Origin of the sequence: Streptomyces sp. NPDC048270, from assembly GCF_040652335.1 — a bacterium.
GTDB lineage: Bacteria > Actinomycetota > Actinomycetes > Streptomycetales > Streptomycetaceae > Streptomyces.
The window spans coordinates 118,722-145,493 of the sequence record NZ_JBEZLV010000011.1 but is presented as its reverse complement, the minus strand read 5'-3'; the positions used below and the strand labels follow the sequence as shown (position 1 = coordinate 145,493).

14 protein-coding genes are annotated in these 26,772 nt (G+C 74.3%); 5 read left to right on the top strand and 9 right to left on the bottom strand.

Features of this window, described 5'->3' with window-relative positions; translation table 11 throughout:
- Positions 1 to 9 precede the first annotated feature (9 nt).
- The 3 genes from AB0D66_RS13010 to AB0D66_RS13000 all read right to left on the bottom strand — a co-directional run bounded on the left by AB0D66_RS13010 (position 10) and on the right by AB0D66_RS13000 (position 6,064).
- Entirely contained in the window at positions 10 to 1,962 is a 1,953-nt protein-coding gene (locus AB0D66_RS13010; protein ID WP_362301115.1) for a TOMM precursor leader peptide-binding protein, read from the bottom strand.
- Complete coding sequence (locus tag AB0D66_RS13005; RefSeq protein WP_362301112.1) at positions 1,952 to 4,216, bottom strand: TOMM precursor leader peptide-binding protein; 2,265 nt, start codon at positions 4,214 to 4,216, stop codon at positions 1,952 to 1,954. The genes AB0D66_RS13010 and AB0D66_RS13005 overlap by 11 nt, the downstream gene beginning before the upstream one ends.
- Before the next feature lie 132 nt (positions 4,217 to 4,348).
- A complete protein-coding gene (locus tag AB0D66_RS13000) occupies positions 4,349 to 6,064 on the bottom strand; it encodes a BTAD domain-containing putative transcriptional regulator (RefSeq protein WP_362301109.1) in 1,716 nt (571 codons plus the stop codon).
- 488 nt (positions 6,065 to 6,552) lie between these two features.
- Here AB0D66_RS13000 and AB0D66_RS12995 point away from each other — a divergent pair, with 488 nt between their 5' ends.
- The 4 genes from AB0D66_RS12995 (at position 6,553) to AB0D66_RS12980 (ending at position 9,970) form a co-directional block, all read left to right on the top strand.
- On the top strand, positions 6,553 to 7,200 hold the full coding sequence (locus AB0D66_RS12995; protein WP_362301106.1) for a hypothetical protein: 648 nt from the start codon (positions 6,553 to 6,555) through the stop codon (positions 7,198 to 7,200).
- 90 nt (positions 7,201 to 7,290) lie between these two features.
- A complete protein-coding gene (gene argB / locus AB0D66_RS12990; RefSeq protein ID WP_362301103.1) occupies positions 7,291 to 8,163 on the top strand; it encodes an acetylglutamate kinase in 873 nt (290 codons plus the stop codon).
- A 144-nt stretch (positions 8,164 to 8,307) separates the two neighbouring features.
- A complete protein-coding gene (locus AB0D66_RS12985; protein ID WP_362301099.1) occupies positions 8,308 to 9,699 on the top strand; it encodes a SidA/IucD/PvdA family monooxygenase in 1,392 nt (463 codons plus the stop codon).
- Between the two features lie 61 nt (positions 9,700 to 9,760).
- On the top strand, positions 9,761 to 9,970 hold the full coding sequence (locus AB0D66_RS12980; protein WP_362301098.1) for an MbtH family protein: 210 nt from the start codon (positions 9,761 to 9,763) through the stop codon (positions 9,968 to 9,970).
- A gap of 82 nt (positions 9,971 to 10,052) precedes the next feature.
- Here AB0D66_RS12980 and AB0D66_RS12975 read toward each other — a convergent pair whose 3' ends face one another.
- The 4 genes from AB0D66_RS12975 to AB0D66_RS12960 form a co-directional block, all read right to left on the bottom strand.
- Complete coding sequence (locus tag AB0D66_RS12975) at positions 10,053 to 10,550, bottom strand: GNAT family N-acetyltransferase (protein WP_362301095.1); 498 nt, start codon at positions 10,548 to 10,550, stop codon at positions 10,053 to 10,055.
- A 12-nt stretch (positions 10,551 to 10,562) separates the two neighbouring features.
- Positions 10,563 to 10,772, bottom strand: coding sequence for a hypothetical protein (locus tag AB0D66_RS12970; RefSeq protein WP_362301093.1), 210 nt, complete (start codon positions 10,770 to 10,772; stop codon positions 10,563 to 10,565).
- A gap of 203 nt (positions 10,773 to 10,975) precedes the next feature.
- Positions 10,976 to 12,553 carry an amidohydrolase gene (locus AB0D66_RS12965; RefSeq protein WP_362301090.1) on the bottom strand — a complete coding sequence of 526 codons (1,578 nt, stop codon included), beginning with the start codon at positions 12,551 to 12,553 and terminating at the stop codon, positions 10,976 to 10,978.
- Positions 12,554 to 12,590: 37 nt separating this feature from the next.
- Positions 12,591 to 12,803, bottom strand: a complete 213-nt coding sequence (locus AB0D66_RS12960; protein WP_362301087.1) for an MbtH family protein — start codon at positions 12,801 to 12,803, stop codon at positions 12,591 to 12,593.
- 93 nt (positions 12,804 to 12,896) lie between these two features.
- Here AB0D66_RS12960 and AB0D66_RS12955 point away from each other — a divergent pair, with 93 nt between their 5' ends.
- Positions 12,897 to 14,015, top strand: a complete 1,119-nt coding sequence (locus AB0D66_RS12955; RefSeq protein ID WP_362301084.1) for an alpha/beta hydrolase-fold protein — start codon at positions 12,897 to 12,899, stop codon at positions 14,013 to 14,015.
- Positions 14,016 to 14,139: 124 nt separating this feature from the next.
- Here the strand turns inward: AB0D66_RS12955 and AB0D66_RS12950 are convergent, their stop codons facing one another.
- Positions 14,140 to 15,843, bottom strand: coding sequence for an ABC transporter ATP-binding protein (locus AB0D66_RS12950; protein WP_362301081.1), 1,704 nt, complete (start codon positions 15,841 to 15,843; stop codon positions 14,140 to 14,142).
- Positions 15,830 to 26,719: an amino acid adenylation domain-containing protein gene (locus AB0D66_RS12945; protein WP_362301078.1), complete on the bottom strand. Its 10,890-nt coding sequence runs from the start codon at positions 26,717 to 26,719 to the stop codon at positions 15,830 to 15,832. Before AB0D66_RS12945 ends, AB0D66_RS12950 begins: the two co-directional genes overlap by 14 nt.
- Positions 26,720 to 26,772: the final 53 nt, after the last annotated feature.

Genomic DNA, 26,772 nt, shown 5'->3' with positions numbered 1-26,772 from the left:
GGCGGGGGGTCAGGGGAAGGGGTGGGGGGCCGGGTTCAGGTCGCCGGGCTCCAGCTCGCGTTCGCGCAGCCCGGCGGCGCGCAGGGCGGTGCGCATCCGCGGCATGCCGAGGGCCCGTTGCCGGGCCCACCCGAAGTCGATGGGGAGCAGGCCGGGGACGAGCACGCTGACGGTGTGCAGGCCGAGCGCCCGCTGTTCGGGCATCGTCTGGTCCACGACCACGACGTCGAAGCCCTGGTCCGTCACCGCCGCCACGCACCGCTCCAGGTCGGTGCGCACGTCCTCGGAGGCGGCCGAGCCGCGCGCGTCGGGCCACCGCAGTTCGGCCACCGCGCGCGGACGCTCGCGGCCGGGCCGGCGCAGCAGGAAGTCCGCGTGCCGGCCCATCTCCGGGATCCCGTACACGAGCGGATGGTCGTGCAGCGCCGTCACCAGCCGGAAGTCGGACGCCATGGCCCGCAGCCGGGCCTCGTCCCGCTCGGTGCGCCCGGGCAGGTTGACGGCGTCCGTGGCGATCTCGCAGAGCGCCGAGTCCAAGGCGGACTCCGGGTCGAGGCCCGCTCCCGCGCCGAAGCACATCCGGCCGGGGCCGCCGTCGAAGCGCTCGGCCACCGCCGTCACGACGGGGATCGGGAAGGTGATCCGGGTGTCGAAGAACCGGGCTCGGTAGCCGTACATCGCCAGCCGGTCGACCATCGCGCGGGTCGACGGCCGGGTGCTGCTCGCCGGGTCGATCTCGGGCAGCGGCTGCCGCCCGTACCACGTGAGCAGGAAGGCGTCGCGTTCGACGACCTCCATCAGTCCGAAGTAGACGGCTTCGGCCTGACTGCCGCCGGAGGCGCAGCCGTTGGAGCTCTCCTGGACGAACCGGTTCTCCAGACCCGGCGCGTGATAGTACGTCAGGATCTCCGGCACCAGCCGGGGCGTCCGGTCGCGCAGCGACCAGCCCCACACCCAGGCGATCTCCCGGTCCGGGTCGAAGGGGCGCACGCGCGGGTTCGCCCGGTGGAAGGCCTCGCTGTACAGGCCGACCTCGCGCGGGTCGACGGCGTCGGCGCCGAACCGCGCCAGCGAACCGGTGACGCTGGTGGTCCGCGCCCGTGCCCGCATCCCGGCGTAGCGTTCCAGCCCCTCCAGCACCCCGACCCGCGCGCTGCGCGCGAAGGAGTCCGTGTGGCCGCCCCAGAACGTCTCGCGCAGGTACTCCCCCGAACGCATGGAGAAGCAGCCGATGGTCGCGGAGGTGGAGGTCGAGGAGACGTCCTGGACGAGGGAGGGCCCCAGCGCCCCGCACAGCGGGTTCGCGAAGGCCGCCACGTCGATCGCGTACGACTCGACGGGACGGGTGCGGAAGGCTCCGGGACGGTGCTTCGGTGCGGGCGGCGGGTCCAGCACGGCCCCTTCCGCGGTATCCCGTCCCGGGGTCGCGCACACCGGGCACTCGGGGTCGGGGACCAGCGGATACCGGCGGACGGATCCGGTCCGCAGGTCCAGCGACCGGACCTCGGGAAAGCCGCCGCCGGGCACCGGGGCGGCGGGCCGGGGCTCCTGCGCCGCCGTGATCAGGGCGGCCAGCGCCCCCGCGGCGAAGGGGTGCGCGTACGGCCAGTCGCCCGCGGCCCGTGTGCCGCCGCCGAGTTCCAGGGCGTCCCGGAGCGCGACCGACCGCACCGCCTGCCACCGTCGTTCCAGGCACCGGGCGCAGCCGCCGGGCGGTCCCACGACCGCCTGGTGGCCGTACAGGTGCACGGGCACGGCCGCGCCGTCGCCTTCGCCGTGCTCGGCGACGGGGACGGGGCGGGTGAAGGCGTCCGCGCACCCGAGGGCCGAGAGCGTCACCCGGGGGCCGGCGAGCGCCCCCAGGGCGCGGCCCAGCAGGGCGGCGAAGCGGGCCGCCGCCCGCGGGCCGAGCGCGGCGGCGACCTCGGGACCGGCCGTCAGGGCACCGGTGTCAGTGGTCATCGCCCGGCTCCTGGGCGGTGGTGAGCAGCACTCTGGCGGTGTGCAGTCCGGCCGAGGCCAGGTCCGCGGACCCGGTCGGGACGAGGTACGCGTCACGGCCCGCCGCCCGCAGCCGCTCCAGCACCTCGGACCAGCCGGCGGCGCCCGGGCCGCCGCCCCCGGGATCGGACGGGGCGGACGGGGCTTCGGCGGCGTCGGCGTCGGCGTCGGCGTCGGCGGACACCGTGAGCGTGCGGGCGTCGAGGTCCGGCAGCAGGGGGTCGCCCGTGTCGGCCGCTCCGCCGGGGGCGGCGGGGTCCTGCCCGTACTGCACGGCGCCCAGCAGGTCCCGCAGTGCGGCCACCGTCGCCGTCTGCCGGTCCAGGGCGGCGCCCACGGCCCAGCGCTCCCCCGCCCGGGCGAGCAGCACCTGCGCTCCGGACCGGGCGCCCTCGCCCAGGTCGAGCAGTTCGACGGCGAGCCCGAGGCGCTCCGCCGACCGCACGAGGAAGGCGAGTTCGGCGTCGGACGTCCGGTCCGTCAGGGGCACGCGCGCGGCCGCGGCCCCGCGTACCGCCCGCAGCAGCGCGTCGTGGGCCAGGGCGGACAGCAGGCCCGCGGCGGCCGCGTCGGCGGGCGAGGGTCCCGCGCCGGCGCCCGCGCGGGTGCGCTCGAAGAGCCGGTCGCCGTTGTACGGGCCGAAGGGGCGGACCGCGCCCGCGGGAACCAGCGCGGGTTCCTTCGTGACGAGGGAGACGGCCTGCTGCCAGGCGGCCGCCGCCCCCGGCAGGCCGGAGGCCACGGTCAGCGTGCGCTCCGCGACCGCCTCCCCGGTCCGTGCGGACAGTCCTCGTACGGGGACCACGTGCTCGGCGTAGACCAGGGCCGCGGCGTCCAGAGCCCGCATCCGCGCACCGGCGACGTGGTGGACGTCGAAGGCCGCGATCGCCCGGGGGCCCGTGTGGCCGGTGCCGAACTCGACCACGCTCAGCTTGAGGGGGATCTGGGTGAGCGGCTCGTCCGCGTAGCGCGTGAAGACCCCGGTGTACGGGCGGACGAGCGCGGAGCGCCGGTTCAACTCCTCGACGAGGGCGTCCGCTTCGCGGGCGGTCTCCAGGGTGGGCAGCGCGGGCGCCCCGGAGGTGCCCGCCGCGGTGAGGTCGACCGGGGCCACCTGCTCCCCGGCCCCTTCCCCGGCCGGGGCGCAGAACGGGCACCGCGGGTGCGCGAGGAGCGGCTCCGCCGTGACGTCCAGCGAGGCGGTGTCCTGCACGATCACCTGGCCCGCGGTCTCGGCTGGCAGGGCCCCGGAGGTGGCCCGGAAGACCTCGTACCCCAGGAGGTTGCCGATCATCGCGGCCAGCGGCCGACCCGGCTCCGGGCCGGCCGGCGCCGGGCTGCCGGGCAGGGCCATCCCGCTCCACAGCTCGGCCGCGGCGGCGGTGTCACGGCCGGCGGCCGCGCCGAGCCGGAGCGCGGCGCAGGCCCAGCAGCCGGGGGTGGCGGGCGTCATCAGGGGGCCGACCACGGCGTCGGTGCCGTACGTCCAGGCCGGCAGCAGGGTGCGGCCGGCCGGGATCCCGGCGCGCAGCAGCGGCAGCAGCCGGGCGGGCGCGCTCCGGCCGCCGGTGACGACCACGAGGTCGTAGTCGGCCAGTTCGGCCCACGAGGGCTCCTGTCCGGCGGACCGCGGCAGGGTCCGCAGCTCGACCGGACAGCCGTCGGCGACGGCCTCCCTCGCCTCCGCGTCGAGCTCCGCGGTGCCGGGGCCGGGTGTCACGCCCACGGTCGCGCAGCCGTTGCGTATCAGGCTCGACGCGCACCAGCGGGCCACGTCGTCCTCGCCCACCACGGCCACCCGGGTCTCCCGGAAGCGCTGGAACCGTGCCTCGGCGTCGTCGGAGTAGTGGTCGGCGTAGGCGATCTGCGGGGCGTAGCGGCGGGCCACGTCCGCAGCGAGCTCCGCCTGTCCCTCGGCGGGGCCGCCGGGGGTGGTGACGGGCCGGGCGAAGTCCCTTTCGTACAGGGTGCGGACGAGTTCGCCGACCATCGTCTGCTGCGCTTCGCCGAGGCCGCGGCACAGGTCGGCGACCGTGTGCTCGCCGGTGAGGTGGGGGACGATCACCGTGGCGAAGCGGTACGCGGACTTGGCGGTGAGGCGGAAGCCGCCGTCCGCGTTGTGGAACAGCACGCCGTCGGGCGTCTCGGTGAACAGCACGTCCCTGCGGATCCGGGGACGGGTCGCGGCAACGGCTTGATAGCTGGCGTGAGCCATGGGAACACCCCTGGGTGCGGTCTGGGCGGGATCGGGGACGAAGCCTGGAACGGGGAGGGGAGAGGGAAGAGGAGAGGAGAGGGAGGGGGGACGTGAGGGGCTGGTGGAGGCGGGTGGGCTGGCTGGGGCGGGTCAGTGCGGTGCGGCCGCCGCGGCCGTGGCGTGCGTGCGGACGTGCCAACGCGCGTAGATGCGAAGGAAGTCGTGGAGGCGGTAAGGGCCGGGCGGCCCGTCCTCCAACAGCCCCGCTTCCACGAGCTGTTCGAGCACGGACTCGCTCTCCTGCGCCGACAGGTCCTCGTCCGCGCCGTGTGCGCCCAGCCGCAGGAACGCCTCCCGCAGCTCCGGGGGGAGCGCGGCGAGGGCCCGCCCCAGTACGTCGGGCACCGAGAGCCGGGCCTCCTCCGCCAGGGCGAGGCGGGCGGGGGGATCCTCCGCGAGCCAGGCCGCGCAGTCCGCGACCGACAGGCCGGGCCGGGTCAGCAGCCGTCCCGCGGCGATTCGCAGGGCGAGCGGGAAATGGCCGCACACGCGGGCCAGTTCGCGGGCCGCGGCGGGCTCGGCCGCGATCCGCTCGGTGCCCACGAGCCCGGCGAGCAGCGCGTACGCCTCGGCGGACCGCAGTACGTCGAGCCGGTGCACGGCGCCGCCGTGGGTGGCGACCACCGCCGCCAGGCCGCGCCTGCTGGTGACGAGGACGGAGGCGTCCTCCGCTGCGGGCAGCAGCGCCAGCACCTGCCAGGCGCCGACGGCGCCGTCCAGGACGATCAGCCGCCGGTCGGGGCCGGGCTCAGGCAGCAGCCCGGCCGCCTCCTCGACGGCGACCGCGGACCCGTCCGGTCGGGCCAGCTGGAGGGTGAACACCCCGCCGGGGAAGGACTCCCGCACCTCGTGGGCGGTCTGGCGGGCCAGTGCCGACTTCCCGATGCCCGGCGCCCCCGAGACGACGACCAGGCGCGGCCCGTCGGCGGCGGTGAGCCGTGCGGCCATGGCCCTGCGGTCGTCCTCGCGCCCGGCGAAGGCGGGGACGGGCAGCGCCGTCCAGGCCGGCCGGGCCGGTGCGGCCCGGCCGGCGGGCAGTGCGGGGACCTCGCCCGCGGTCACGGCCCGCGCGGTCTCGGGCGGTGCGGGCGCGAGGTCCTCGGCGCGCAGGATGGCGAGTTCCAGACGGCGCAGGCCAGGGCCGGGGTCGATGCCCAGCTCGTCGCGCAGCCGGTCGCGCACGGTGCGGTACTCGGCGAGCGCCTCGGCCTGCCGTCCCGTGCGGTAGAGCGCCTCGATGAGCTGCTCGGTGAAGCGTTCGCGCACCGGGTGGCGGCGGGCGCTCTCGTACAGGTCGACCAGGACCTGGTGGCAGTTCCCGGCGGCCAGTTCGAGGTCGCAGACCCTTTCCAGCACCCGCAGCCGCTCTTGTTCGAGGGCGGGCACCGCGTCCTGCTGGAGCATGCGCGAGGCCACGTTGGCCAGGGGCTGCCCCTGCCAGAGCGACAGCGCCTCCCGGAGCCGGTAGAGCTCCTCCCCCGGGCCGGCCGCCGCCCCGGCCTGGGCCGTGAGCCTCCGGAACAGCACGAGGTCGAGGGTCTCGGTGTCGTTGTGCATCCGGTAACCGCCCGGAACGGCCTCGATGGTGGTCGCGGATATGCCGTACTTGGCGAAAAGCCGGCGCAGCCTGAGGACACATGTCTGCAGGGCGGCGCGGGCCGTGGCGGGCGGTTCTTCGTCCCATACGGCGCGCAGCAGGTAGGCGGTGGACACCACCGTGCCGGGGTGCAGCAGAAGTGCGGCGAGAAGACTGGTCGGCTTGGACGGTTTGAGAACGACGGTTTCAGGGCCGTGCGCAATGCTCAAGGGCCCCAGAAGCTGGAACCGGATGACTGATCCCCCGTGTCGGGACACCCATTCCCCCTATAGGGAGCGTGGCGGGGGCGGTGGTCTCCCGGTTCCGCGGGGCTTGTCACACGCCGGAAATAGTCCGGACCAAGCCCGCATTGCCGTCCGCCCCCCGTTGGGCGGTGAATAGCTGGAACACTACATAACGGATCTTGTGGAAGTCGAGCCGGAGGATGTCTGATTTAACGTCCGTTGGCTTTTCCTCGCTTCTCCGTTACCTGGACGCTTCGAGGAGTTACCGTCGGTCCGTCAAAACCGTTCAGCTGTAAACGAATTACGGCGCGGCGCCATCCAAGCACGTTGTAGTGATCCAATTAAGGTATATATCTCGCCACTGATATGGCCGGTCCTCGTCCCCCCGGCCGGTTCCGCGCGGGGGAACCGGGCAACCTCTCCCCACCCAGCACATTCTTAGGTTAGGCTTACCTAATAGTGGGGGTGTGGGGATGCAGGAGAACGCACGGCACCAAGCACAACAGGACGAGTGGGCCGACGGCGTACTCGCCTGGATGAGCTCCCAGGAGGAGCTCGACCGGGCCCTGCGCGGCGCGTTGCGCCGCTCGCCCAGCCAACGCGAGGAGACGCTCGCCCGGATGGCAGACGCCCTCCGCGGGGCAGCCCAGGGACTGACCGTCCCCGGGTGCGCGGCCGCGGCGGGGGTACCCGAGCGCACCCTGCGCGAGTGGCTGGACATCGACGCCAGCTTCGCCGGCGCACTCGGTGCGGCGCACGCGCTGGCCGAGGCGCACGGACTGAGACCGGGGGCGGCGCCCACCCCCGCCGCGCTGCAGCTGATCCTGAACGCGATCCGCAAGGGCGCGACGGGGCCCGCCGCCGCGAGCCTCGTCGGGATCTCCATCCGCGGGTTCAACCGCCTGCGCGCCGAGGCTCCGCCCGTGGCGGCCCTGATCGCGGCGGCCCAGCGTGCCCGGACGGCGCACGCGAGCGCGGGCCGGCGGCGCAGGCGCCTGAGCACCACGAGCGGGCGCGCCGAGTACCGGCTCGTCCAGCTCGACGATCCCATCCTGTCCCCGCCCGGCCAACGACACGCCACCGTGAGCGAGTTGGGTGAAGACGCGACTCGGCGGAACTGAGCACGAGACATCGAAGCGCCGGTACGAGGAGATCCAGCCGTGGGCCCTCGACCCCGACCGGGCGGCCCTCATCGACGAACTGGAAGCCTGATGACAGCAGTCCTGCCGTGTCTGGAGCGGTTCCAAGGCCGCACGGTCGTGGTCAAGTTCGGCGGAAACGCCATGGTCAACGAGGAGCTCAAGGCGGCCTTCGCCCACGACGTGGTCTCCCTGCGCCGCGCGGGCGTCCGGCCGGTCGTCGTGCACGGCGGCGGCCCACAGATCAGCGCGATGCTCGAACGGCTCGCTCTGGAGGTCCGGTTCGCCGCGGGACTGCGGGTGACCACCCCCGAAGTGATGCAGATCGTCCGGATGGTGCTGGCCGGCCAGGTCCAACGGGACATCGTCGGCCTCATCAACCACCACGGCCCCTACGCCGTGGGAATGACGGGCGAGGACGCGCGCACCCTGTCCGCCGTCCGGCGCCCGGCCCTGGTGGACGGCGCGGAGGTGGACATCGGCCTGGTCGGCGACATCGTGCACGTGGATCCGGGCACATTGCGGGGCCTGCTGGACCGGGGGCGCATCCCGGTGGTGTCCCCCATCGCCCCGGGCGCGCACGACGGGAGCGTCTACAACATCAACGCGGACCTCGCGGCCGCCGCCCTCGCCGAGGCGCTGGACGCGGAGAAGCTGGTGATGCTGACCGACGTCGCAGGCCTCTACGCGGACTGGCCGCACAGCACCCGGATCATCGACCGGCTCACGGCCCGCGAGCTGGAGAAGCTCATGCCCTCGATGGCGGGCGGCATGGCGCCCAAGATGGAGGGCTGCCTGCGGGCGGTGCGCTCCGGGGTCCGGATGGCGCACGTACTGGACGGCAGGGTTCCGCACGTTCTGGTGCGGGACGTCTTCAGCGACGCGCGCACCGGTACCACGGTGGTGCCCGACGGCCCGCCGCGCGAAGGGGTCCCTCAGCGCTGAGCCCGGTTGCCCAACCTCCGTGACAGCGCCTTGGGTTGATTGGACGTCAGACGATCCGGGCGCCAACTTGACAGTCTCCGAACTGTCGGAGATGTTAGGCCAGCCTTACCTAACCAAAAGAGGTAGGACTGAGGAAGGATGGGCATGTCCGCACCGCACGCGAGCTCCACACCCGGGGACGCCCTCCCGGACAGCAGGGATCTGGTGGGCATCGGCTTCGGGCCGGCCAACCTCGCCCTGGCGATAGCGATCCGGGAGCACAACGGCCGACGAGCCTCCGGCGAGGAGATCCGGGCCTCCTTCATCGAGCGCCAGGAGGACTTCGGCTGGCACCAGGGCATGCTCCTCGAAGGGGCCACCATGCAGGTGTCCTTCCTGAAGGACCTGGTGACGATGCGCAATCCGGGAAGCCCCTTCAGCTTCCTGCACTACCTGCAGGAGCGGGACCGGCTGGCCGACTTCATCAACCAGAAGACGTTCTTCCCCACCCGCCTCGAGTTCCACGACTACTTCCGCTGGTGCGCCGCCTCCTTCACCGGCCAGGTCGACTACGCCACCGAAGCCGTCGAGGTGCGGCCGGCCGGGTCCGCGGACGCAGCGGACCACCTGGACGTCATCACCCGGCCGGCCTCCGGGACCGGGCCGCGGCGCACCACCCGGACCCGCAACCTCGTCCTCGGAACCGGGCTGCGCCCCCACGTCCCGGACGGCATCAGTACCGGCCCCCGCATCTGGCACAACCGCGACCTGCTGCACCGTGCGCCGGGGCTGACCGTCCGCCCGCACCGGCGCTTCGTCGTCGTCGGCGCCGGGCAGTCGGCCGCGGAGACCGCCGACCACCTGCACCGCACGTTCCCCGACGCCGAGGTCTGCGCGGTGTTCACCCGCTACGGGTACAGCCCCGCCGACGACAGCCCCTTCGCCAACCGGATCTTCGACCCGGCCGCCGTGGACGAGTTCTTCCAGGCCCCGGAAGAGGTCAAGCAGCAGTTGATCGGCTACCACGCCAACACCAACTACGCGGTGGTGGACGGAGATCTGATCGAGCACCTGTACCGGACCGTCTACCAGGAGAAGGTGGCGGGCACCGAGCGGCTGCGCGTACTCAACACCACCGCCCTCACCTCCGTGGAGGAACTCCCCGACGGGGCACGGGCCGTGGTGCGCTCCCTCACCACGGGCGAGAGGCTCACCCTCGACTGCGACGCGGTGGTCCTGGCCACCGGGTACCGGCCCACCGATCCGGCGGAACTGCTCGGCGACCTGGCCGGGGAGTGCCTCACGGACGGGCAGGGGCGGCTGCGCGTCGGCCGCGACCACCGGGTGGAGACCACCGACCGCGTCCGGGCCGGCATCTACGTCCAGGGCGCCGCCGCCGAGCACACCCACGGCATCACCGCCTCCCTGCTGTCCACGCTCGCCGTGCGCTCCGGGGAGATCTGCGACTCCCTGCTGCTGCGCGTCGCCGAGCGCGAGGTGCGGACCACCATGGCGGCCAGGGCGGCGGCCGCCGACGGCGTGCCCGCACACAGCTGACCCCGACCGCGCTTCCCACCCCCGCACCGACCGGCCCGGTCATCACCCGAGGAGAGACCCCTTGGCCACCACCAATCCCTTCGAGGACGACGACGCCCGCTACTTCGTCCTCGTGAACGCCGAGAACCAGCACTCGCTCTGGCCCGCCTTCGCGGAGATCCCCGCGGGCTGGACCGTGGTGCACGGCGAGGACAGCCGGCAGGGCTGCGCCGCGTACACGGAGACGCACTGGACCGACATGCGCCCCGCCGGCCTCGCCGCTCGAGGCTGACCTCGGGCGCCCGGCGGCACGACCGGGGCCGGGCCGGAGCATCCGCTCCGGCCCGGCCCCGGTCGTGTGCGGACCGTACGGTTCAGAGCCGGCGCGAGAGCACCTCGGAGCCGCGCGCGGGGTCCAGAGCCGCCGCCCAGGCCGCGGGCGCCCGTTCCGGACCGGCCGGCAGGAAGCCGTGCCGGCGGAAGAGGGCCGCGCCGCTGACGGTCGCGGTGAAGACCTCCCGCACCGAGCGGCCCCCGGCCTCGGCGAAGGCGGCCCGCAGCAGCACGGCACCCAGCCCCTGCCCCTGACTCCCCCGGTCGACGCAGAAGTTGTAGAGCACGGCGGCCCCGCCCCCCTCGTCACTAAGGGCGAGAGCGCCCCGCACCGGGGCGCGGCCGCGGCCGGTCACCAGGATGAACTCCCCGGCGTGCGCCAGGTAGTGGTCGATTCCGCGGGGCCGCAGGGCTCCGGAGCGGACGAAGGCCAGGGAGAGCGCGTGGAGGGCCGGGGCGTCCTGGGGGCGGGCCCTGCGGACCAGCGGCGGAAGATCGTCCGCGCCGTGGACCGACGGACGGGGCATGGCGGCAGTCATCACTAATTTAGGTTAGCCTTCCCTAAGTTGACCCGCAATCGAATCCCGAGCCCAACGCCGCTTGCACCAGGGCCAGTTGACCAGCCGGTCGTGGAACTGCTGGGCCGGCGGCCGTCCGGCCGTCTCGGCGACCAGGCCGAGCAGCGCGTAGTCGATGCCGCTGTACCCGAAGGACGCGTCGGGCGCGAAGTTCGGCGGCCGCCGGAAGGCGATGTCCAGCATCTCCCGCGGGGTCCGGGCCTCGCCTCACGCTCCACGGGGCCTGGAGCGCGGCCGGATCGACCGTCCTCAGCGTCGGTGGGGTGGGTTCGGCGGCGCCGACCGACGCCGGGAGCTCGCCCGAACCCCCGGGCGGGACGGCGGCGTTCGCCGCGCAGGCTCCTGGTCGGTGGTCCGGCCGACCGGCCGGGGTCCGCGCCGGTCGCCTACGCGGCCGGCTTTCCGCTCTCGCGGCCGTCGACGTACGTGGCCACCACCTCGATGCCGCCGATGCGCGCAACCTCGACGCGCCGCGGGTCGTCGCCGAGCACGACCAGGTCGGCGCGCTTGCCCGGGGTGAGGCTGCCCGCGGTGTCCTCCCAGTGGCAGGCGTAGGCCCCGGCGACGGTGTAGGCGTGCAGGGCCTCGTCGACGGTGATGCCCTCGTCGGGGCCGATCAGCCGGCCGGACTCGGAGGCCCGCTCCACCATGAACTGGACGGCCCGCAGCGGCGACCCGTCCGTCACCGGCCGGTCGGAGCTGCCGACCAGGGTGATGCCGTGGTCGAGGAACCCCCGGCCGCGGTACAGCCACGGCGCCCGCTCCGCGCCCATGATCGCCGCGTAGTCGTCGCCGAAGTAGCGCAGGAAGTTGGGCTGGACGACCGCGCTGACGCCGAGGCGGGCGATCCGCGGCAGCTGGTCGGGGCGGATCAGGCCGGCGTGCTCGATGCGGTGCCGGGCGCCCGGCCGGGGCCGCAGGCGCTGGGCCCGTTCCAGGGCGTCCAGGGCCACGTCGGCCGCGCGGTCGCCGATGGCGTGCACGGCGAGCTGCCAGCCGGCGAGGTGGCCGTCCACGATCGACTGCGCGAGCACCTCGGGGTCGTCCTGCAACTGCCCGCCGTGGTCGAGCCCTTCGTAGGGGGCGCTGAGGGCCGCCGTACGGGCCATCATGCCGCCGTCGGTGAAGATCTTCAGCGCCCCGACGGAGAGCCGGTCGTCGCCGAAGCCGGTGCGCAGGCCGAGGTCGAGGGCCTTGGGGATGCCGTCGGCCGCGTGGGCGGCGACCGTGTGCAGCCGGTCCGCGGAGACCATCAGCTGTACCCGCAGCGGCAGCAGCCCCTTCTCCCGGGCGAGTTGGTAGGCCCCCAGCTCGACCGGGCTGTGGCCGAAGAGGGTGCCCCCGATGCCCGCCTCGGCGCAGGCGGTGACGCCCTCGGCCAGGCAGGTCCGGGCGGCTCGGCCGATCGCCTCGGCCAACTCCTCCTGGGAGTAGGGCAGCCGCAGGGCGCGGGCGGCGCCCATCGCACCCTCGGCGAGGAAGCCGTTCTCGTGCGGCACGTCGGCCGGGAGCAGGTCGAGGACGGCGGTGTTGACGACGCAGCCGTGCCCGGAGTCGTGCAGCACGTACAGCTTGTGCCCCTGGCTCACGCGGTCCAGGTCGGCGGCGGTGAGGTGGCGGCCCAGTGCCCGCTGGTCGTAGCCGACGATGCTCACCCAGGCGCCGGGCGTGTTCTTGCGGGCGACGGCCCGCGCCACGGCCGCGAGCGCGTCGTCGATCCGCGTGCAGCCCGCGATGCTGGCGGTGTTCTGCTTGAAACCGGTCCAGGGCAGGTGCACGTGGGCGTCGATGAAGCCGGGTAGCACGGTGGCGCCCTGGAGGTCGATCACCTCGCGCGCCGGCAGGGCGGCCACGGCCTCGTCCAGGCCGACGATCCGGCCCTGCCAGATGCCCAGTTGGCGGGCGACCGGATGGTCCGGGTCCATGGTGAGGAAGCGGGCGTTGGTCAGCTTGGTGCAGAGCATCGGCGGTGTCGTCCCCTGGGGGTGGCGGCGGGTGGGGTCAGGCGTCCGTCGAACGGGTGAGGGAACGGGGGCGCAGGTCGGTCCAGTTGGCCTCGACGAAGTCCAGGCACGCCTCTCGGGTGTCCTCGCCGAAGACGGCGGTCCATCCGCCGGGCACCGCGGCGAAGGACGGCCAGAGCGAGTGCTGCCCCTCGTCGTTCGCCAGGACGAGGAAGCGGCCTTCGGCGTCGTCGAACGGGTTGGTGCTCACGGTCGGTGCCTCCCGGGAACGTCATGATTAGGTTAGGCTCGCCTAATTGTGACGAGCTTAGTCCGTCCCCTTGCCGCTCACAAGGAGATCCCGATGCGCCTGACCGATCCCGTCTCCGGCCGCGGCGCCGGAACGGAACACGCCTTCGCCGCGTACGGGCTGCCCGGCGAACCCGGCACCGAGGCCTTCTGGGCGGCCGCCCGGACCCCCGCGTCGGTCGCCGCCGGCGGCGGGGGCTGGACCACCCTGTTCCTGTGGCGCGGGGCACCGGCGAGCATCGGCTTCGAGAGCCGGCCGGAGCCGGTGCCCCTGCGCCGGTGGGGCGGCACGGACTGCTGGTACGCCGAGGTACCCATGCCCGCGCGGCTCCGCGTGACCTACCAGTTCCTCGTCGAAGGCGCCGCGCACGCCGACCCGTTCAACCCGGCCGGGGCGGGCGGGGACCGGTCCATCGCCGCGACCCCGGACGCGCCGGCCCAGCCGCACTGGCCCGCCGTCGGCGCCGCGGACGTGCTCCCCCTCCCGCGGACCCGGGTCCGCTGGAGCAGCGAGCGGCTCGGCGGGCGGCGCACCGTACGGGTCCACCCCGCGGGCGGCGGCGGCCCGGTGGTCCTGCTGCTCGACGGGGACGACTGGCTGTACCTGCACCCGGCCATGACCGCGTTCGACTCGGCCGTAGCCGCCGGGGAGATGCCCCCCGTCACCCTGGTCTTCCTGTCGGCCCGCGACCGGGAGGCCGAGTTCGCGTGCCGGCCCGCGCTGTGGGAGGCGGTACGGGACGAGCTGCTTCCGCTGGTGGCCCAGACCGGCCTGCCCGCGGACGGGGAGCGGCTGGTCGTCGCCGGGCAGAGCCTCGGCGGGCTCAGCGCCATGTACGCGGCGCTGGAGTTCCCCGGCCTGGTGTCCCGGGTGGCCTGCCAGTCGGGCTCGTTCTGGTGGGCTCCCGGGGCCGCGGACCTGGCGGACCCCCTGGGCGGCCCGGCCGGCGGCGCGCTGGCCGCGCGGCTGCGGGAGCGCCCCGTCCCCTCCGGTCTGCGGATCGCCTTCGACGTGGGGGAACACGAGACGCGGATGCTCCCCCACTGCGAGCAGGTCGAGACCCTGACCGAACGGGCCGGCGCGACCGTCCGCGTCTCCCGCTCCCCCTCCGGCCACGACCGGGCGGGCTGGCGCCACGCCCTGCTCCGCGACGTCGCCTGGGCGCTCGGCTAGTGCGGTGACCGCAAAGGTTCACCGGGTCGCGACGCGCGGCGGTACGCCCGCCCGGCCGGCCGGCCGGGTCGGGCTGTCGGTCATCGGCCCGCCGTACCGAGGCGGCTGACCCGGCCGGTTCGGCTCACCGGGCCACGGCCAGGCAGTAGTCCTCGTCCGTCGCGAGGAGGTTGCGGTGGGTGTCCTCCGCGGTGACGACCCCGTCGGCCAGGACGAGGACGCGGTCGGCGGCGTCGAGCAGTGCCGGGCTGCTGGTGATCACGACGGTGGTGCGGCCCCGGCGCAGCTCGGCGATGTTGCGGGCGATGAGCTGCTCGGTGACCGCGTCCACCGCGGTGGTCGGATCGTGCAGGACGAGGACGTCGGTGTCGGCGGCCAGCGCACGGGCCAGCGACAGCCGCTGGCGCTGCCCGCCGGAGAGGTTCGCGCCGCGGTCGCGGACGGCGTAGTCCAGTCCGTCGCGGTGCAGGGCGACGACATCGGTCAGCATGGAGGCCTCGACGGCCTCGTCGACCGTCCGGCTCGTGCCCGAGGGGTCGATGTTCGTACGGAGGGTGCCCGCGAAGATCTCCGCGTCGTACGGGTTCACCAGCATGTGCGCGCGGACCGCCTCGACCGACAGCTCGGCGATCTCCTGGCCGCTGACCCGCACCACGCCCTCGTACGCCTCGGGCGGCACGTTCACGGACAGGACCGCGGCGAGGTCCGCCGCCGCGCGGGGCTGGTAGGAGGCGACCGCCACGAACGCGCCGGCGGGCACCTGGAACTTCAGCGCGCGCAGGGCCCCGTACCGGACGCAGTCGAGTTCGAGGTCCCCGCCCGCGGCCGGGCGCTCCGGCCCGGGGGTCGTGACCGGTGGCGCGACCAGCACCAGGGCCATCCGCTCGGCCGAGGCGCGCGCCATCATCACGTACTTGGGCATGTCGGAGAACATCTTGAGCGGTTCCATGATGAACTGCGCCAGCCCGACGGCCATGACGAGTTCGCCGATGGTGATCCCGCCGTCGAACGCCAGCCATCCGGCCGTCAGGGTCACGGCGGCGGCGAGGGCGGCGTTGAGGGCCATGGCGGTGCCCGCGTACGCGCCGTTCGCCACCGCGACCGTGACCGCCTGCTGCTTGGCCTCGGTGCTGACCTTCCGGTAGGAGCGGAAGGCCGCGTGGTTGCCGCCGAAGCCGTGCAGCGGGCGCAGTCCGGTGATCAGGTCGGCCACCTTCGCGCCCGCCCGGGCCACCCTGGCCTGCTGTTCGCGGGTGCTGGAGCCGATCCGCTTGGACATCACGCTCAGGATCGACAGGATCAGGGCCGTTCCCACGATCACCAGCAGGCCGAGCCGGAGGTCGGCCAGCCCGAGCGCGACCGCCGCGACCAGTACCGCGACCAGCGAGCTGATCAGCAGCGGCACCACTTCGATGATGTCGGCCGTCTGGTCGGCGTCCTCGGTGGCGATCGTCAGGACCTCGCCGGACTTGAGGCCGACGTTCCTGGCCACCGGCTGGAGCCCGCAGTCCGCGACCTTGACCCGCCAGCGGTGCGCCTCGGTCGTGTTGGCCTTCTGCAGGACGCGCATGCCGAACCGCCACGACAGGGAGACCGTCGTGATGATCACGGCCAGCGCGGCGATCGACACGGCGAGCGCGCCGAGGCTGCGCTCACCGCGCATCGTGTGCTCGACGATCAGGCCGAGCGCGATCGGGAAGGCGGTCTCACCGGCCTGGTAGAGGCCCATGAGGACGGTGCCCCCGGCCATGGCGCCGATGTTGCGGCGCAGCGCGGTGCGCAGGATGTCGGACCCCGGGTGGGGCCGCTTCGCGTCAGGAGTCTTCATCGAGGTGACGGGCAATCGCTTCCGGGGTTCGCAGCATGAACAGATCACGGATCGTGATCACAGGACCGTACTCGCGGCGGAGCAGCCCGATCAGCCGCACCGCCAGCATGGAGTGTCCGCCGAGGGACACGAAATCGCTCACCGCGCTCACCTCGTCATCGTCCAGGTCCAGTGCCTCCGCGAAGAACTCGCACACCGCCTGCTCGGTCTCCGTCTGCGGGCCGCGCTCCCCCGCCGTGGTGAGCGCGCCGAGCGGCTTGGCCTCCGGCAGCGCCTTGGTGTCGGCCTTCCCGTTCACCGTGAGCGGGATGGCGTCGACCCGGGCGTAGTGCGTCGGGCGCAGGAAGTCCGGGAGCGCGGCGCCCACGGCGCCCGCGACCTCCGCGAGGTCCGCGTCCTCCAGCACGAGGTAGGCGGCCAGCCGGTGGGCTCCGTCGACCTGCGGGTCGGGCTGGGCCACCGCGGCGACGAACCGCACCGCGGGGTGCGCGGCGAACGCGGCTTCCACCTCGCCCAGTTCGACGCGGTGGCCGCGGATCTTGACCTGCTGGTCGGTGCGGCCCAGGTACATCAGGTTCCCGTCGGGCCGCCGGGCCACCAGGTCCCCGGTGCGGTACATCCGCTCCCCGGGCGCGCCGAACGGACAGGCGACGAACCGGTCCGCGGTCTGGGCGGGCTGCCCCAGGTAGCCGCGCGCGATGCCGATGCCGGCCACGTACAGCTCGCCCGGGACCCCGTCCGGCAGCGGGCGCAGCCACGGGTCCAGCACGTACACGTCGGTGTTGTCGATGGCCACGCCCACCACCGGGTCCTCGCACTCGAAGGTGCCGACGCCGAGGGTGTTGATGGTGTATTCGGTGGGCCCGTACAGGTTGTAGCCGACCGTGCCCTCGGTCTCCGCGAGCCGTTGCCACAGGGTGGGGGTGACGGCCTCGCCGCCCAGCAGGACCAGCGCGGGGCGCCGCGCGGGGTCGTCCAGGAGGCCCTCGGCCACCAGTTGCTGGGCGTAGGTCGGGGTCACGTTGACGACGTCGATCCCGTGCTCGAGGCAGTACTCGACCAGCCGGGGGGCGTCGCGGCGCAGTTCCTCGTCGCAGATGTGCACCTCGTGGCCGTCGGCGAGCCACAGGAGCTCCTCCCACGACATGTCGAAGGCGAACGACACCGTGTGCGCGATGCGGAAGCCCCGGTGGCCGTGCTCCGCCAGCACCGGTTCGAAGATCCGGCGCTGGTGGTTGACGAGCATGTTGGTGAGTCCGGCGTACTCGGTCACCACGCCCTTGGGCCGCCCGGTGGATCCGGACGTGTAGATCGTGTAGGCGGGGTGCCGCAGGCGGTCCGGATCGTCCGGAGCGTACGTGGTGAACGGCTCGGCCTCGGGGAGCGGCCGGTCCAGCTCGATCAGCTCGCCGGACAGCCGGGGCGACACTCCGCTCACCGTGAGGATCGCGTCGGGGCGGGCGTCCGCGAGGATCGCGGCGATCCGCTCGTCCGGGTGGTCCAGCTCCAGCGGTACGTACGCGGCTCCGGTGCGCAGGACCGCGAAGAGCGCCACGATCGAGTCGAGGGAGCGCGGGACGGCGAGGGCCACGGTCTTCTCGGGGCCGATGCCGCGCCCGGCGAGCACACCCGCCACCGCGCGGCTGCGGTCCCTGAGCCGGCCGAAGGTCATGGTCCGGCCGTGGGCGACGAGCGCGACCCGCCGCGGGTCCCGGTCGGCCGCCCGGTCGAACCGGTCGACGACGGTGTCCGTCCCGATGTCCGTGCGCTCGGCGGATCCGGGCCGCGGGGCGAGGCCCGGCAGCGCGCCCAGCGGTCCGGTGGACCGGGCCAGGTCGTCGAGCAGGCGCAGGTAGTCGTCCAGGAGCCGGCGGGCGGCCGCGGTGTCGTGGTCGCGGTACTCCAGCTTGACCGTGAGCCGTTCGCCGGGGGTGACGACCCAGGTGAACGGGTAGTGCGTGGAGTCGTCGGCGCGCACCGCGGTGATGCCGTGGCGGGCGTTCATCTCGGCGAAGGCGTCCGTGTCCAGGAAGTTCTGGAGCACGAACAGGTTGTCGAACAGGGTGTCGTGGCCGCTGGCCCGCTGGATCTCGCCGAGCCCGAGGTGCTCGTGCTCCATCGCCGCGACCCTGGCCTCCTGGACGGCCGCGAGGTAGTCGCGGACCGTGTCGTCCGGCCGGGGCCGCGTCCACATCGGCACGGTGTTGAGCAGCACGCCGACGATGTCGGACAGCCCCTCGCCCTCGCGGCCGGAGACGGTCACGCCGAACACGGCGTCGGCGCGGCCCGTGCGCGCGCCGAGCAGCAGGCCGAACGCGCCGGTCAGCACCGAGTTCAGGGTGACGCCGTGGGCCCGGGCCGTGTCCCGGAGCAGGTCCGACTGCTCGGCGGGGAGCGTGTGCACCAGCGTGCGCGGCAGGTCGTCGACGAGGACCGGGGCCGGCCCGGCGAGCAGGGTCGGGCCCCCGAGGCCGGCCAGGTGCTCCGCCCAGAAGTGCTCCGAGGCGGCGGAGTCCTTGGCGTCGAGGGCGCGGGCGTAGTCCTCGAAGCCCGGGGCGGCCGCGGCCGTCGGCGCCAACTCGCCCGCGAGGGCGGCCTGGTAGGCGTCGAACAGGTCCCGCAGCACGATCTCGCGGGACCAGCCGTCCCACAGCAGCAGGTGGTAGCTGAGCAGCAGGCCGTCACGGCCGTCGGGCAGGCGCACCACGGTCAGCCGGATCAGCGGCGGCCGGTCCGGGTCGAATCCCGTGTCGCGGTCGCGGGCGAGCAGCGCGTCGACCTCTTCTCGGGTCTGCAGGGTGAGCGTGCGGACGCCGACCCGCCGGCCGGCTGCGAGGACCTGGACCGCGTTGCCGTCGTCGTCGGTGGTGAAGCCCGCGCCGACGGCCGGGTGCCGCGCGATCACCCATGCCATCGCGTCGGCCAGCGCCCTGGTGTCCAGGCGCCGGTCGAAGGCGAACCAGCTCTGCGCGACGTAGTGTCCGGCCGGGCCCGCCATCTGGGCCTGGAAGAACAGGCCCCGCTGGAGCGGGGTGACCGGCGCCGTCCGCTCGGCCGTCGTGGCGGCCTCCGCGAGGCGTTCCAGCGCGCCGCGCCAGTGGTCGGTGATCTCGTCGGGGACGCCCGCGGCGAGGGTGAAGGCGGCGTGCAGGCTGCCGGTGGCCGCGTCGGTCCAGGCGTTGACCTCGACGGCGTACGGGCTTCCCGGGTCGCCGCCGGTGATCTGCGGGACCTGCGACTCGCCGCCCCGCCCGAGGTAGTTGAACAGCACCTGTGGGCGGGCGCCGAGCAGCGGCCCCGTCTGCGGGTTGAGGTAGCGCAGCCGGCCGTAGGCGACGTGCGCGTGCTCGTCCGGCTGGCGTTCGGCGACCTCGCGGGCCGCCGCCACGGGATCGGTGTGCGCCGTGAGCCGCACCGGCGCGATGGAGGTGAACCAGCCGACGGTACGGGAGTAGTCGTGGTGGGGCAGCGCCGGGACCCGGCCGTGCCGCTCCAGGTCGACCGCCAGATCGCCCGGCGCGGCCTGGATGCCGGTCAGGGCGGTGCGCAGCGCGCCGCACAGCAGCTCCGTGACGCCGACGCCGAGTGCGGCGGGCGCGGTGCGCGTCACGAGGTCGCTCGCCGCCGGCGGGAGGACGACGGTGGTCTCGCGCAGCGTCCCGGCCGCGCCGGTCAGCGCGGGCGCCTGGAGCGTGTCGGCCCAGTGGCCGAGGTCGGCGAGGGGGTGGGCGGACTGGTCGGCCAAGGCGGCCGCGTAGTCGGCGTAGGAGGTGGTGGGCGGTGCCAGGGGGGTGCCGCGCAGGGCGGCGGCCAGGTCGTCGAGCAGGACCAGCCAGGACACCGAGTCCACGCAGAGGTGGTGCGCGGTGACCACCAGGGTGCGGCTCTCCTCCAGCCAGGAGAAGGCGATGACCTCGCCCGCCTCGGGGTCGAGCCGTCCGGCGGCCTCGTTCGCCGCGGCCGTGGCGTCGGCCGCGGCCGTCCGTACGACGGCGGCCCCGCGGGCGGGTTCGGTGCTCAGGGCCCACACCCCGTGCTCCACCCGCAGCCGCAGCCGCAGCGCCGGGTGGGCGGCGACCACGGCGTCCGCGGCGCGCCGGACATCGTCGAACCCGGTGCCCGCGGGGGCCGTCAGGGTCCGGGCCTGGGCGAACCGGGCGAGGGAGCCGCCCAGTTCGCGCTGGCGCAGGATGATCGGGGTCGGTGTCAGCGGGCCGTCCTCGCGGGGGGCGGGTGCGGGGGCGGCGGGCCGCGCCGTGCTCGTCGCCAGGTGCTCGGCGAGCGCGCGCGGTGTCCTCTGCAGGAACACGTCCCGTGGGGCGATCGGGAGGCCGAGCGCCCTGGCCCGGTTCACCACGGTGATGGCGAGGATGCTGTCGCCCCCGGCGCGGAAGAAGTCGCAGTCGCCGTCCACGGCGGCGCCGGGCAGCGTCTGCGTGAAGACGTCCACCAGTGCGGCGAGCGCGGAGCCGGTCGCCGCGCCGGCGTCCCGGTGCTCCTGGGGGAGCATGCCGGCCCGCGCGGCCAGTGCCTTGCGGTCCAGCTTCCCGTTGACCGTCAGCGGCAGGGCCTCGGCCCGCAGCACCCGGCCGGGCACCATGTGCGCGGGCAGCTTCGCGGACAGCGGGCCGGTGAGGTCCGCGGGCACCCGGCCCACGACGTGCGCGACCAGGTGGTCGCCGCTGTCCGCCACGGTGACGGCCGCGTCGACCACGCCGTCGAGTTCCCTGATCGCGGACTCCACCTCGCCGAGCTCGACGCGGAAGCCCTTGAGCTGCACCTGGTCGTCGGCGCGGCCGACGAACTCCAGCTCGCCGCCGAGCGTGCGGCGGGCGAGGTCGCCGGTGTGGTACATCCGGGAGCCGTCGGCCGCGAACGGGTCCGCCACGAACCGGCCCGCGGTCAGCCCGGGCCTGCCCAGGTAGCCGAGCGCCACCTGGTCGCCGGCGACGTAGATGGCGCCGACCCGGCCGGGCGGCACGGGTCGCAGCCGCTCGTCGAGGAGGTAGGCGGCGAGCCCGGGGATCGGGCCGCCGATCGGGCTGGGTTCGTCCCCGGCGGCGAAGTCCTCGTCGGTCAGGACCCGGTGGGTGACGTGGACGGTGGTCTCGGTGATGCCGTACATGTTGACCAGCTCGGGTGCGGCGGTGCCGTGCCGCCCGACCCAGTCGCGCAGCCGTCCGAGGTCCAGGGCCTCGCCCCCGAAGACGATCCGCCGCAGGGCGGGCAGCGGCTCGCCCGCCAGCCGGTCGGCTTCGGCGAACTGGTGGAAGGCGGAGGGGGTCTGGTTGAGCACGGTCACCCCGCGCTCGCGCACCAGCCGGTGGAAGTCCACCGGGGAGCGGGTCAGCCCGTACTCCGGCACCAGCAGCTCACCGCCGTGCGCCAGAGCGCCCCACAGCTCCCAGACCGCGAAGTCGAAGGAGTACGAGTGGAACTGGACCCACACGTCGCGCGGACCGAAGTCCATGGCGGGCCGGGTGTTCGCGAGCAGGGTCACCACGCTGGAGTGCGGGACGACCACGCCCTTGGGCCTGCCGGTCGAACCGGAGGTGTAGATCACGTACGCGGGATCGTGCCAGTCGGTCCCGGCGGGGCTGTCGTCCCGGGGCAGCTCGTCGCCCCGCACGAGGACGCGGGCCGGCACGCCCGCCCGGTCCAGCAGCCGTGTGAAGCGGTCCCGCTGCTCGCGCTCGACGAGCACGACCTGCGGCGCGGAGTCGGCGAGGACGTACTCCAGGCGGTCGTCCGGGTAGGCGAGGTCCAGCGGGACGTACGCGCCGCCCGCACTCACGATCGCGACCAGGGCGACGACCTGCTCGGCGCAGCGGGGCACGGCCACGGCGACCCGCTCGCCCGGGCCGACGCCGGCCGCGCGCAGGACGGCGGCCAGCTCGTTCTTCGCCCCGGCCAGTTCACCGTAGGTCAGGGACCGGGTGGAGCCGTCGAGGGCGCACTGGGTGACGGCGGTCCTGGCCGGGTCACGGAGTGCGGCGGCGTCGAAGAGGGCGCCCAGGGTCACCGGGGCGACCGGTGCGGGCTCGGGGGCGTCCTGCGCGAGGTCGTCGACGAGGGCGTCCGGCCGGGTGAGCAGAGCGGTGAGGGTGCGGGTGAAGGTGTCCAGGATCGCGCGGGCGCCCGCCTCCCGTATGAGGGCGCCGTCGTAGACCAGGTTGAAGCGGGGGCGGCCGTCGGCCGCGCGCTCCACCACCAGCGTCAGCGGGTAGTGCGGGGCGCCCTCGTTCTCGATGCCGGTGACGGCGAGCGTGTCGCCGGGCCGGCGCAGAGCGGCCACGTCGGTCGCGACGTCGAAGACGACCAGGGTGTCGAAGAGCGGTCCGGCCCCGACGTGCCGGCCGATGCGCGCCAGCGAGACGTGCTGGTGCGCCAGGACCGCGCTCTGGTGTGCGCGCACGGCGGCGAGCAGGTCCCGGGCCGTGGTGTCCGGGGACCACCGGGCGCGCACGGGGATCGTGTTGATGAACAGGCCCACCATGTCCTCGATGCCGGGGACGTCCGCGTCGCGCCCGGAGACCGTGGAGCCGAAGACGAGGTCCCTGGCGTGCAGGACGCCGCCCAGCGTCACCGCCCAGGCGCCGTGCACGGCGGCGCTCAGCGGTACTCCCGCCGTCCGGGCGGCCGCGTCGATGTCGTCGGCCGGCTGCACGGCGGTGTCGGCGAACCGGTCGGAGGGGGTGTGCCCCTCGGCGACCAGCGAGGGGCCCGGCAGACCGGCGAGCTCCTCGCGCCACACGCGGTCGCTCTCGTCCTCGTCGCGGCCGGCGAGCCGGCGGACGTAGTCGGCGAAGCCGCCGAGCGGGTGGACGCTGCCCGGCGCGTGGTACTCGGCCAGCAGGGCCCGCAGCATCGGCGGCACCGACCAGCCGTCGGCGATGATGTGGTGGACGGTCTGCACCAGGACGGTGCGGCCGGCGCCCGCGCGGATGAGCGTGTACCGCATCAGCGGTCCGGCGGCCAGGTCGAATCCGGCGCGGCGGTCCCGCTCGGCGTGTTCGCGGATCTCCTCGTCGGTGATGCCGGGGCGGTCCAGCGTGGTGAAGGGGGCCGTCACACCGCCTTCCAGTACGGAGACCACCCGGCCGTCGGCGAGGGCGGTGAACCGCGCGGCCAGGTTCGGGAACAGCGCGAGCAGGCGGGTGGCCGCCGCCGCGAGCCGGTCGGCGTCCACCTCCCCTTCCAGCGTGAGCAGTTGCTGCTCGACGTAGCTGCCCGCGGAGTCGTCGTCGAACACCGAGTGGAAGTAGAGGCCCTCCTGCAGCGGGGTCAGCGGCAGGACGTCCCGCAGCCGAGGGCCGTCGAGGTCGTCGACGTCGGCCTGGGTGAGCGCCACCAGGTCGAAGTCGCTGGGCGAGTGGCCGCCGGCCTCCAGTGCGGCCAGCCCGGTCAGCGCCTCCCGGAAGTAGCCGCACAGGGCGGTGATGTCCTCGTCGGTGAACATCCCCTCGGGCCAGGAGAGCGTGGTGACCAGTTCGTACGCGCCGGACGCGGCGGGTTCGGCGATCGCGTTGAACTCCAGGGCGCGCGGCAGCCGCATCCTCGGATCGCGCTTCTCACCCAACTGGCCGGTGGTTGCGGCCAGTTCCCAGTCTCCGGCGGCTCCGGCATCGAACCGGCCGAGGTAGTTGAACAGCACCTGGGGCGCGGGCGTGTCGAACGGGGTGCCGGCGAGGTGGCGCAGGACGCCGTAGGACAGGCCGCCCGACGGCACGCGGGCGAGGTCCTCCTTGACCGCCTTGAGGGCGGTGGCCAGGTAGCGCGGGTCGGTGGGGTCGGCTGCCGGGCCGGGGTCCACGGTCACCGGGAACAGGGTGGTGAACCAGCCCACGGTCCGCGACAGGTCCGGTTCGAAGCCGGCGGCGTCCGCCACGTACCGGGCTTCGCGGCCGTGGCCCTCCAGCTCGATGTGCGCGAACGTCTGGTCCCGGCCCAGGTCTCGGTGCCGGCGGGCGAGGGTGACGGCCAGCGCGGTCAGCAGCACGTCGTTGACGCCCGCGTGGAACTTCGCGGGGACCTCGCCGAGCAGCGCGGCCGTGGTCTCGGGGCCGACCGTGACGGTCGTCGTGCGCTCCCGCGCGACGGTGTCCGCCGCGCTCGGCTCGCGCCGGCCCAGGGGCGCGTCCGCACCGGGCAGGGGGCGCAGGTAGTGGGGGCGGTCCGCGTCGAACACGGCGCGCTCCAGCAGCTGCGTCCACCGGCGGAACGACGTGCCCGCGGCGGGCAGTTCGACCGGTGTGCCCGCGGCGAACTGCCGCCACGCCGTGGCGAGGTCCTCCCGCAGGATGCGCCAGGACACGCCGTCGATCACCACGTGGTGGGCGACCAGGACCAGCTGGCGGGCCGCGCGGCGCCAGACGGCGCGCAGCATCACGCCGCCCGCCGGGTCCAGCCCGGCCGTGGCCAGCGCGACGCAGGCGTCGAGCGGCCCGTCGCTCTCCTGCCACGGCGGGGCGGCCGGACCGGGCTCCGGGATCTCGAAGCTCCAGCGGTGGCCGCGCACCAGCCTGGCGCGCAGCATGTCGTGCCGTGCGACGAGGGCGGTGAGGATCGTGTCGAGGGCCCCGGCGGTCAGGTCGGCCGGGGTGTTGACCACCACCGACTGCACAAAGCCGTCGATGGCGTCCGTGGTCTCGCCGAGCCACTGCACGATGGGGGATCCCGCGACCGCACCGGTCGCCACGTCCGCGTGGTCCACGGCGGCGGCGCCGTCCCGGCCGGCCACCGCCGCCAGCGCCCCGACGACGCTGTGGGTGAAGATCTGCCGCGCCGTGACGTGCAGGCCGACCTCGCGCAGCGCGCTCAGCAGCGAGATCGCCAGGATGCTGTCTCCGCCGAGCTGGAAGAAGTCCTGGTCGACGCCCACCTCGTCCAGGCGCAGGAGCCCCGCGACGGCCGCGCAGACCAGGCGTTCGTTCTCGGTGGCGGGTGCGGCCGGCGCGCCCGTGCCGATCGCGGGTTCCGGCAGCGCGGCGCGGTCGAGCTTGCCGTTCGCGGTGAGCGGGAACTCCTCCATCACGACGATGTGGGCGGGCACCATGTACTCCACCATGTGCCCGGCGGCCCACGCCTTGACCTCGTCCGCCCGCAGCTCCTCGCCGCCCGCGGCCGGGATCACGTACCCCACCAGGTAGGTGCCGCCGGCCGCGTTCTTCCGCGCGACGACGCAGGTGTGCCGCACGCCGGGGTGTTCCGCGAGACCGACCTCGACATCCTCGAGTTCCAGCCGCATGCCTCGGATCTTGATCTGGTTGTCGGCACGGCCGAGGAAGTCCAGCGATCCGTCCGGGGCGAACCGGGCGAGGTCGCCGGTCCGGTAGAGCCGCGACCCGTCGGCGGCGAAGGGGTTGGCGACGAAGCGGGAGGCGGTCAGGCCGGGCGCGTTCACGTATCCGCGGCCGAGCAGGAAGCCTCCCACGTACAGCTCTCCGCCGACTCCGACCGGGACCGGGCGCAGCTCCTCGTCCAGCACGTACAGCCGGGTGTTGGGGTTGGCCTTGCCGATCGAGGTGGACATGCGCTCCGCGGCGCCCCGGTAGATGACGTGCGAGACGCCGATCGTCGTCTCGGCGGGGCCGTAGCCGTGGTACATCGGTATGTCGAGGCGGGCGCGGAACCGCTCGTACAGCTCCGGGGTCAGCACCTCGCCGCCGCACCAGACGTGGCGCAGGCTGTCCAGCCGCCCGGAGTCGCCCGCGATCTCCAGCAGCACGTCCAGCATGGACGAGACCAGGTAGGTGAAGGTCACCCGCTGCTCGGCGATCACGCTCAGCAGGTGGTGCGGGTCGCGTTCGCCGCCGGGCCGCAGGACCACCAGCCTGCCGCCGGACACCAGCGGCAGGAAGATCTCGTTGATGGAGATGTCGAAGGACAGCGGCGCCTTGAACAGGGACGCGTCGTCGTGGCCGAAGCCGAGGATCTCGTCGACCTGCCACAGCAGGCGCTCGCTGATCGCCTCGTGGCGGATCATGGCGCCCTTGGGCCGGCCGGTCGATCCGGACGTGAAGATCACATAGGCGAGGGCGCCGCCGGGGACGGTGATCCCGGTCCCCCCGCCGGGGTAGGAGCCGAACCGCCAGTCGCCGAGGTCGACGGCCACGGCTTCGGGTTCGTCCGGGTCGTGCGCGCCGGAGTCGTTGAGCTGGAGCACGACACGGGCGTCGTCGATGACGACGGCTCGGCGCGCGGCCGGCCACTGCGGGTCGAGGGGTACGAAGGCGGCCCCGGCCTGGAGCACGCCGAGCAGGCCGATCACCATGTCGGCGGAGCGGCCCAGCGAGATGCCGACCACCTGTTCCGGGGTGATGCCCCGCTCGATCAGGTGGTGGGCCAGCTGGCTGGACAGCTCGGCGGCCTGACCATAGGTCAGGGAGCGGTGCGCGTCGACGACGGCGACGGCCTCCGGCCTGGTCCGGGCCTGCTCGCGGAACAGCTCCACGAGGGTCGGGCGGACCCGCTCCGCGTCGGTGGCGTTCCACTCGGCCAGGGTCTCGAGCCTCGCGGCGACGCTGGACGGGCCGATGGTGGCGAGAGTGCGGTCGGGGAAGTCGGCCAGGTCGTCCAGGGCGAGCTGGGCGTCGGCCGGTTCGACGCCTGCCGGGACGGTGATGCTCCGGCCGTCCGCGGCGACCTCCCATCCGGCGGCCCCCGCGCCCGCACTGCCGGCCCAGCCGAGGACGTCGGCGAACTGGGTGGCGGAGGTGAGGTCCATGCCGTCGGGGCTGCGGCCGGTGGCCCAGTAGGACAGCCCGATGGAGCACGCTTGGGCGATGGTCCTGTCGGAGTAGTCACCTGTCCGGCGGCGCACGCCTGCCAGGCGTGTGGGAGACAGCCGCACGAGACGAGCGGTCGATTCCGTCATCGAAGACTCAACGCCCTTTCCAAATCCATGAGTTGACCATGTGAATCAGCGCG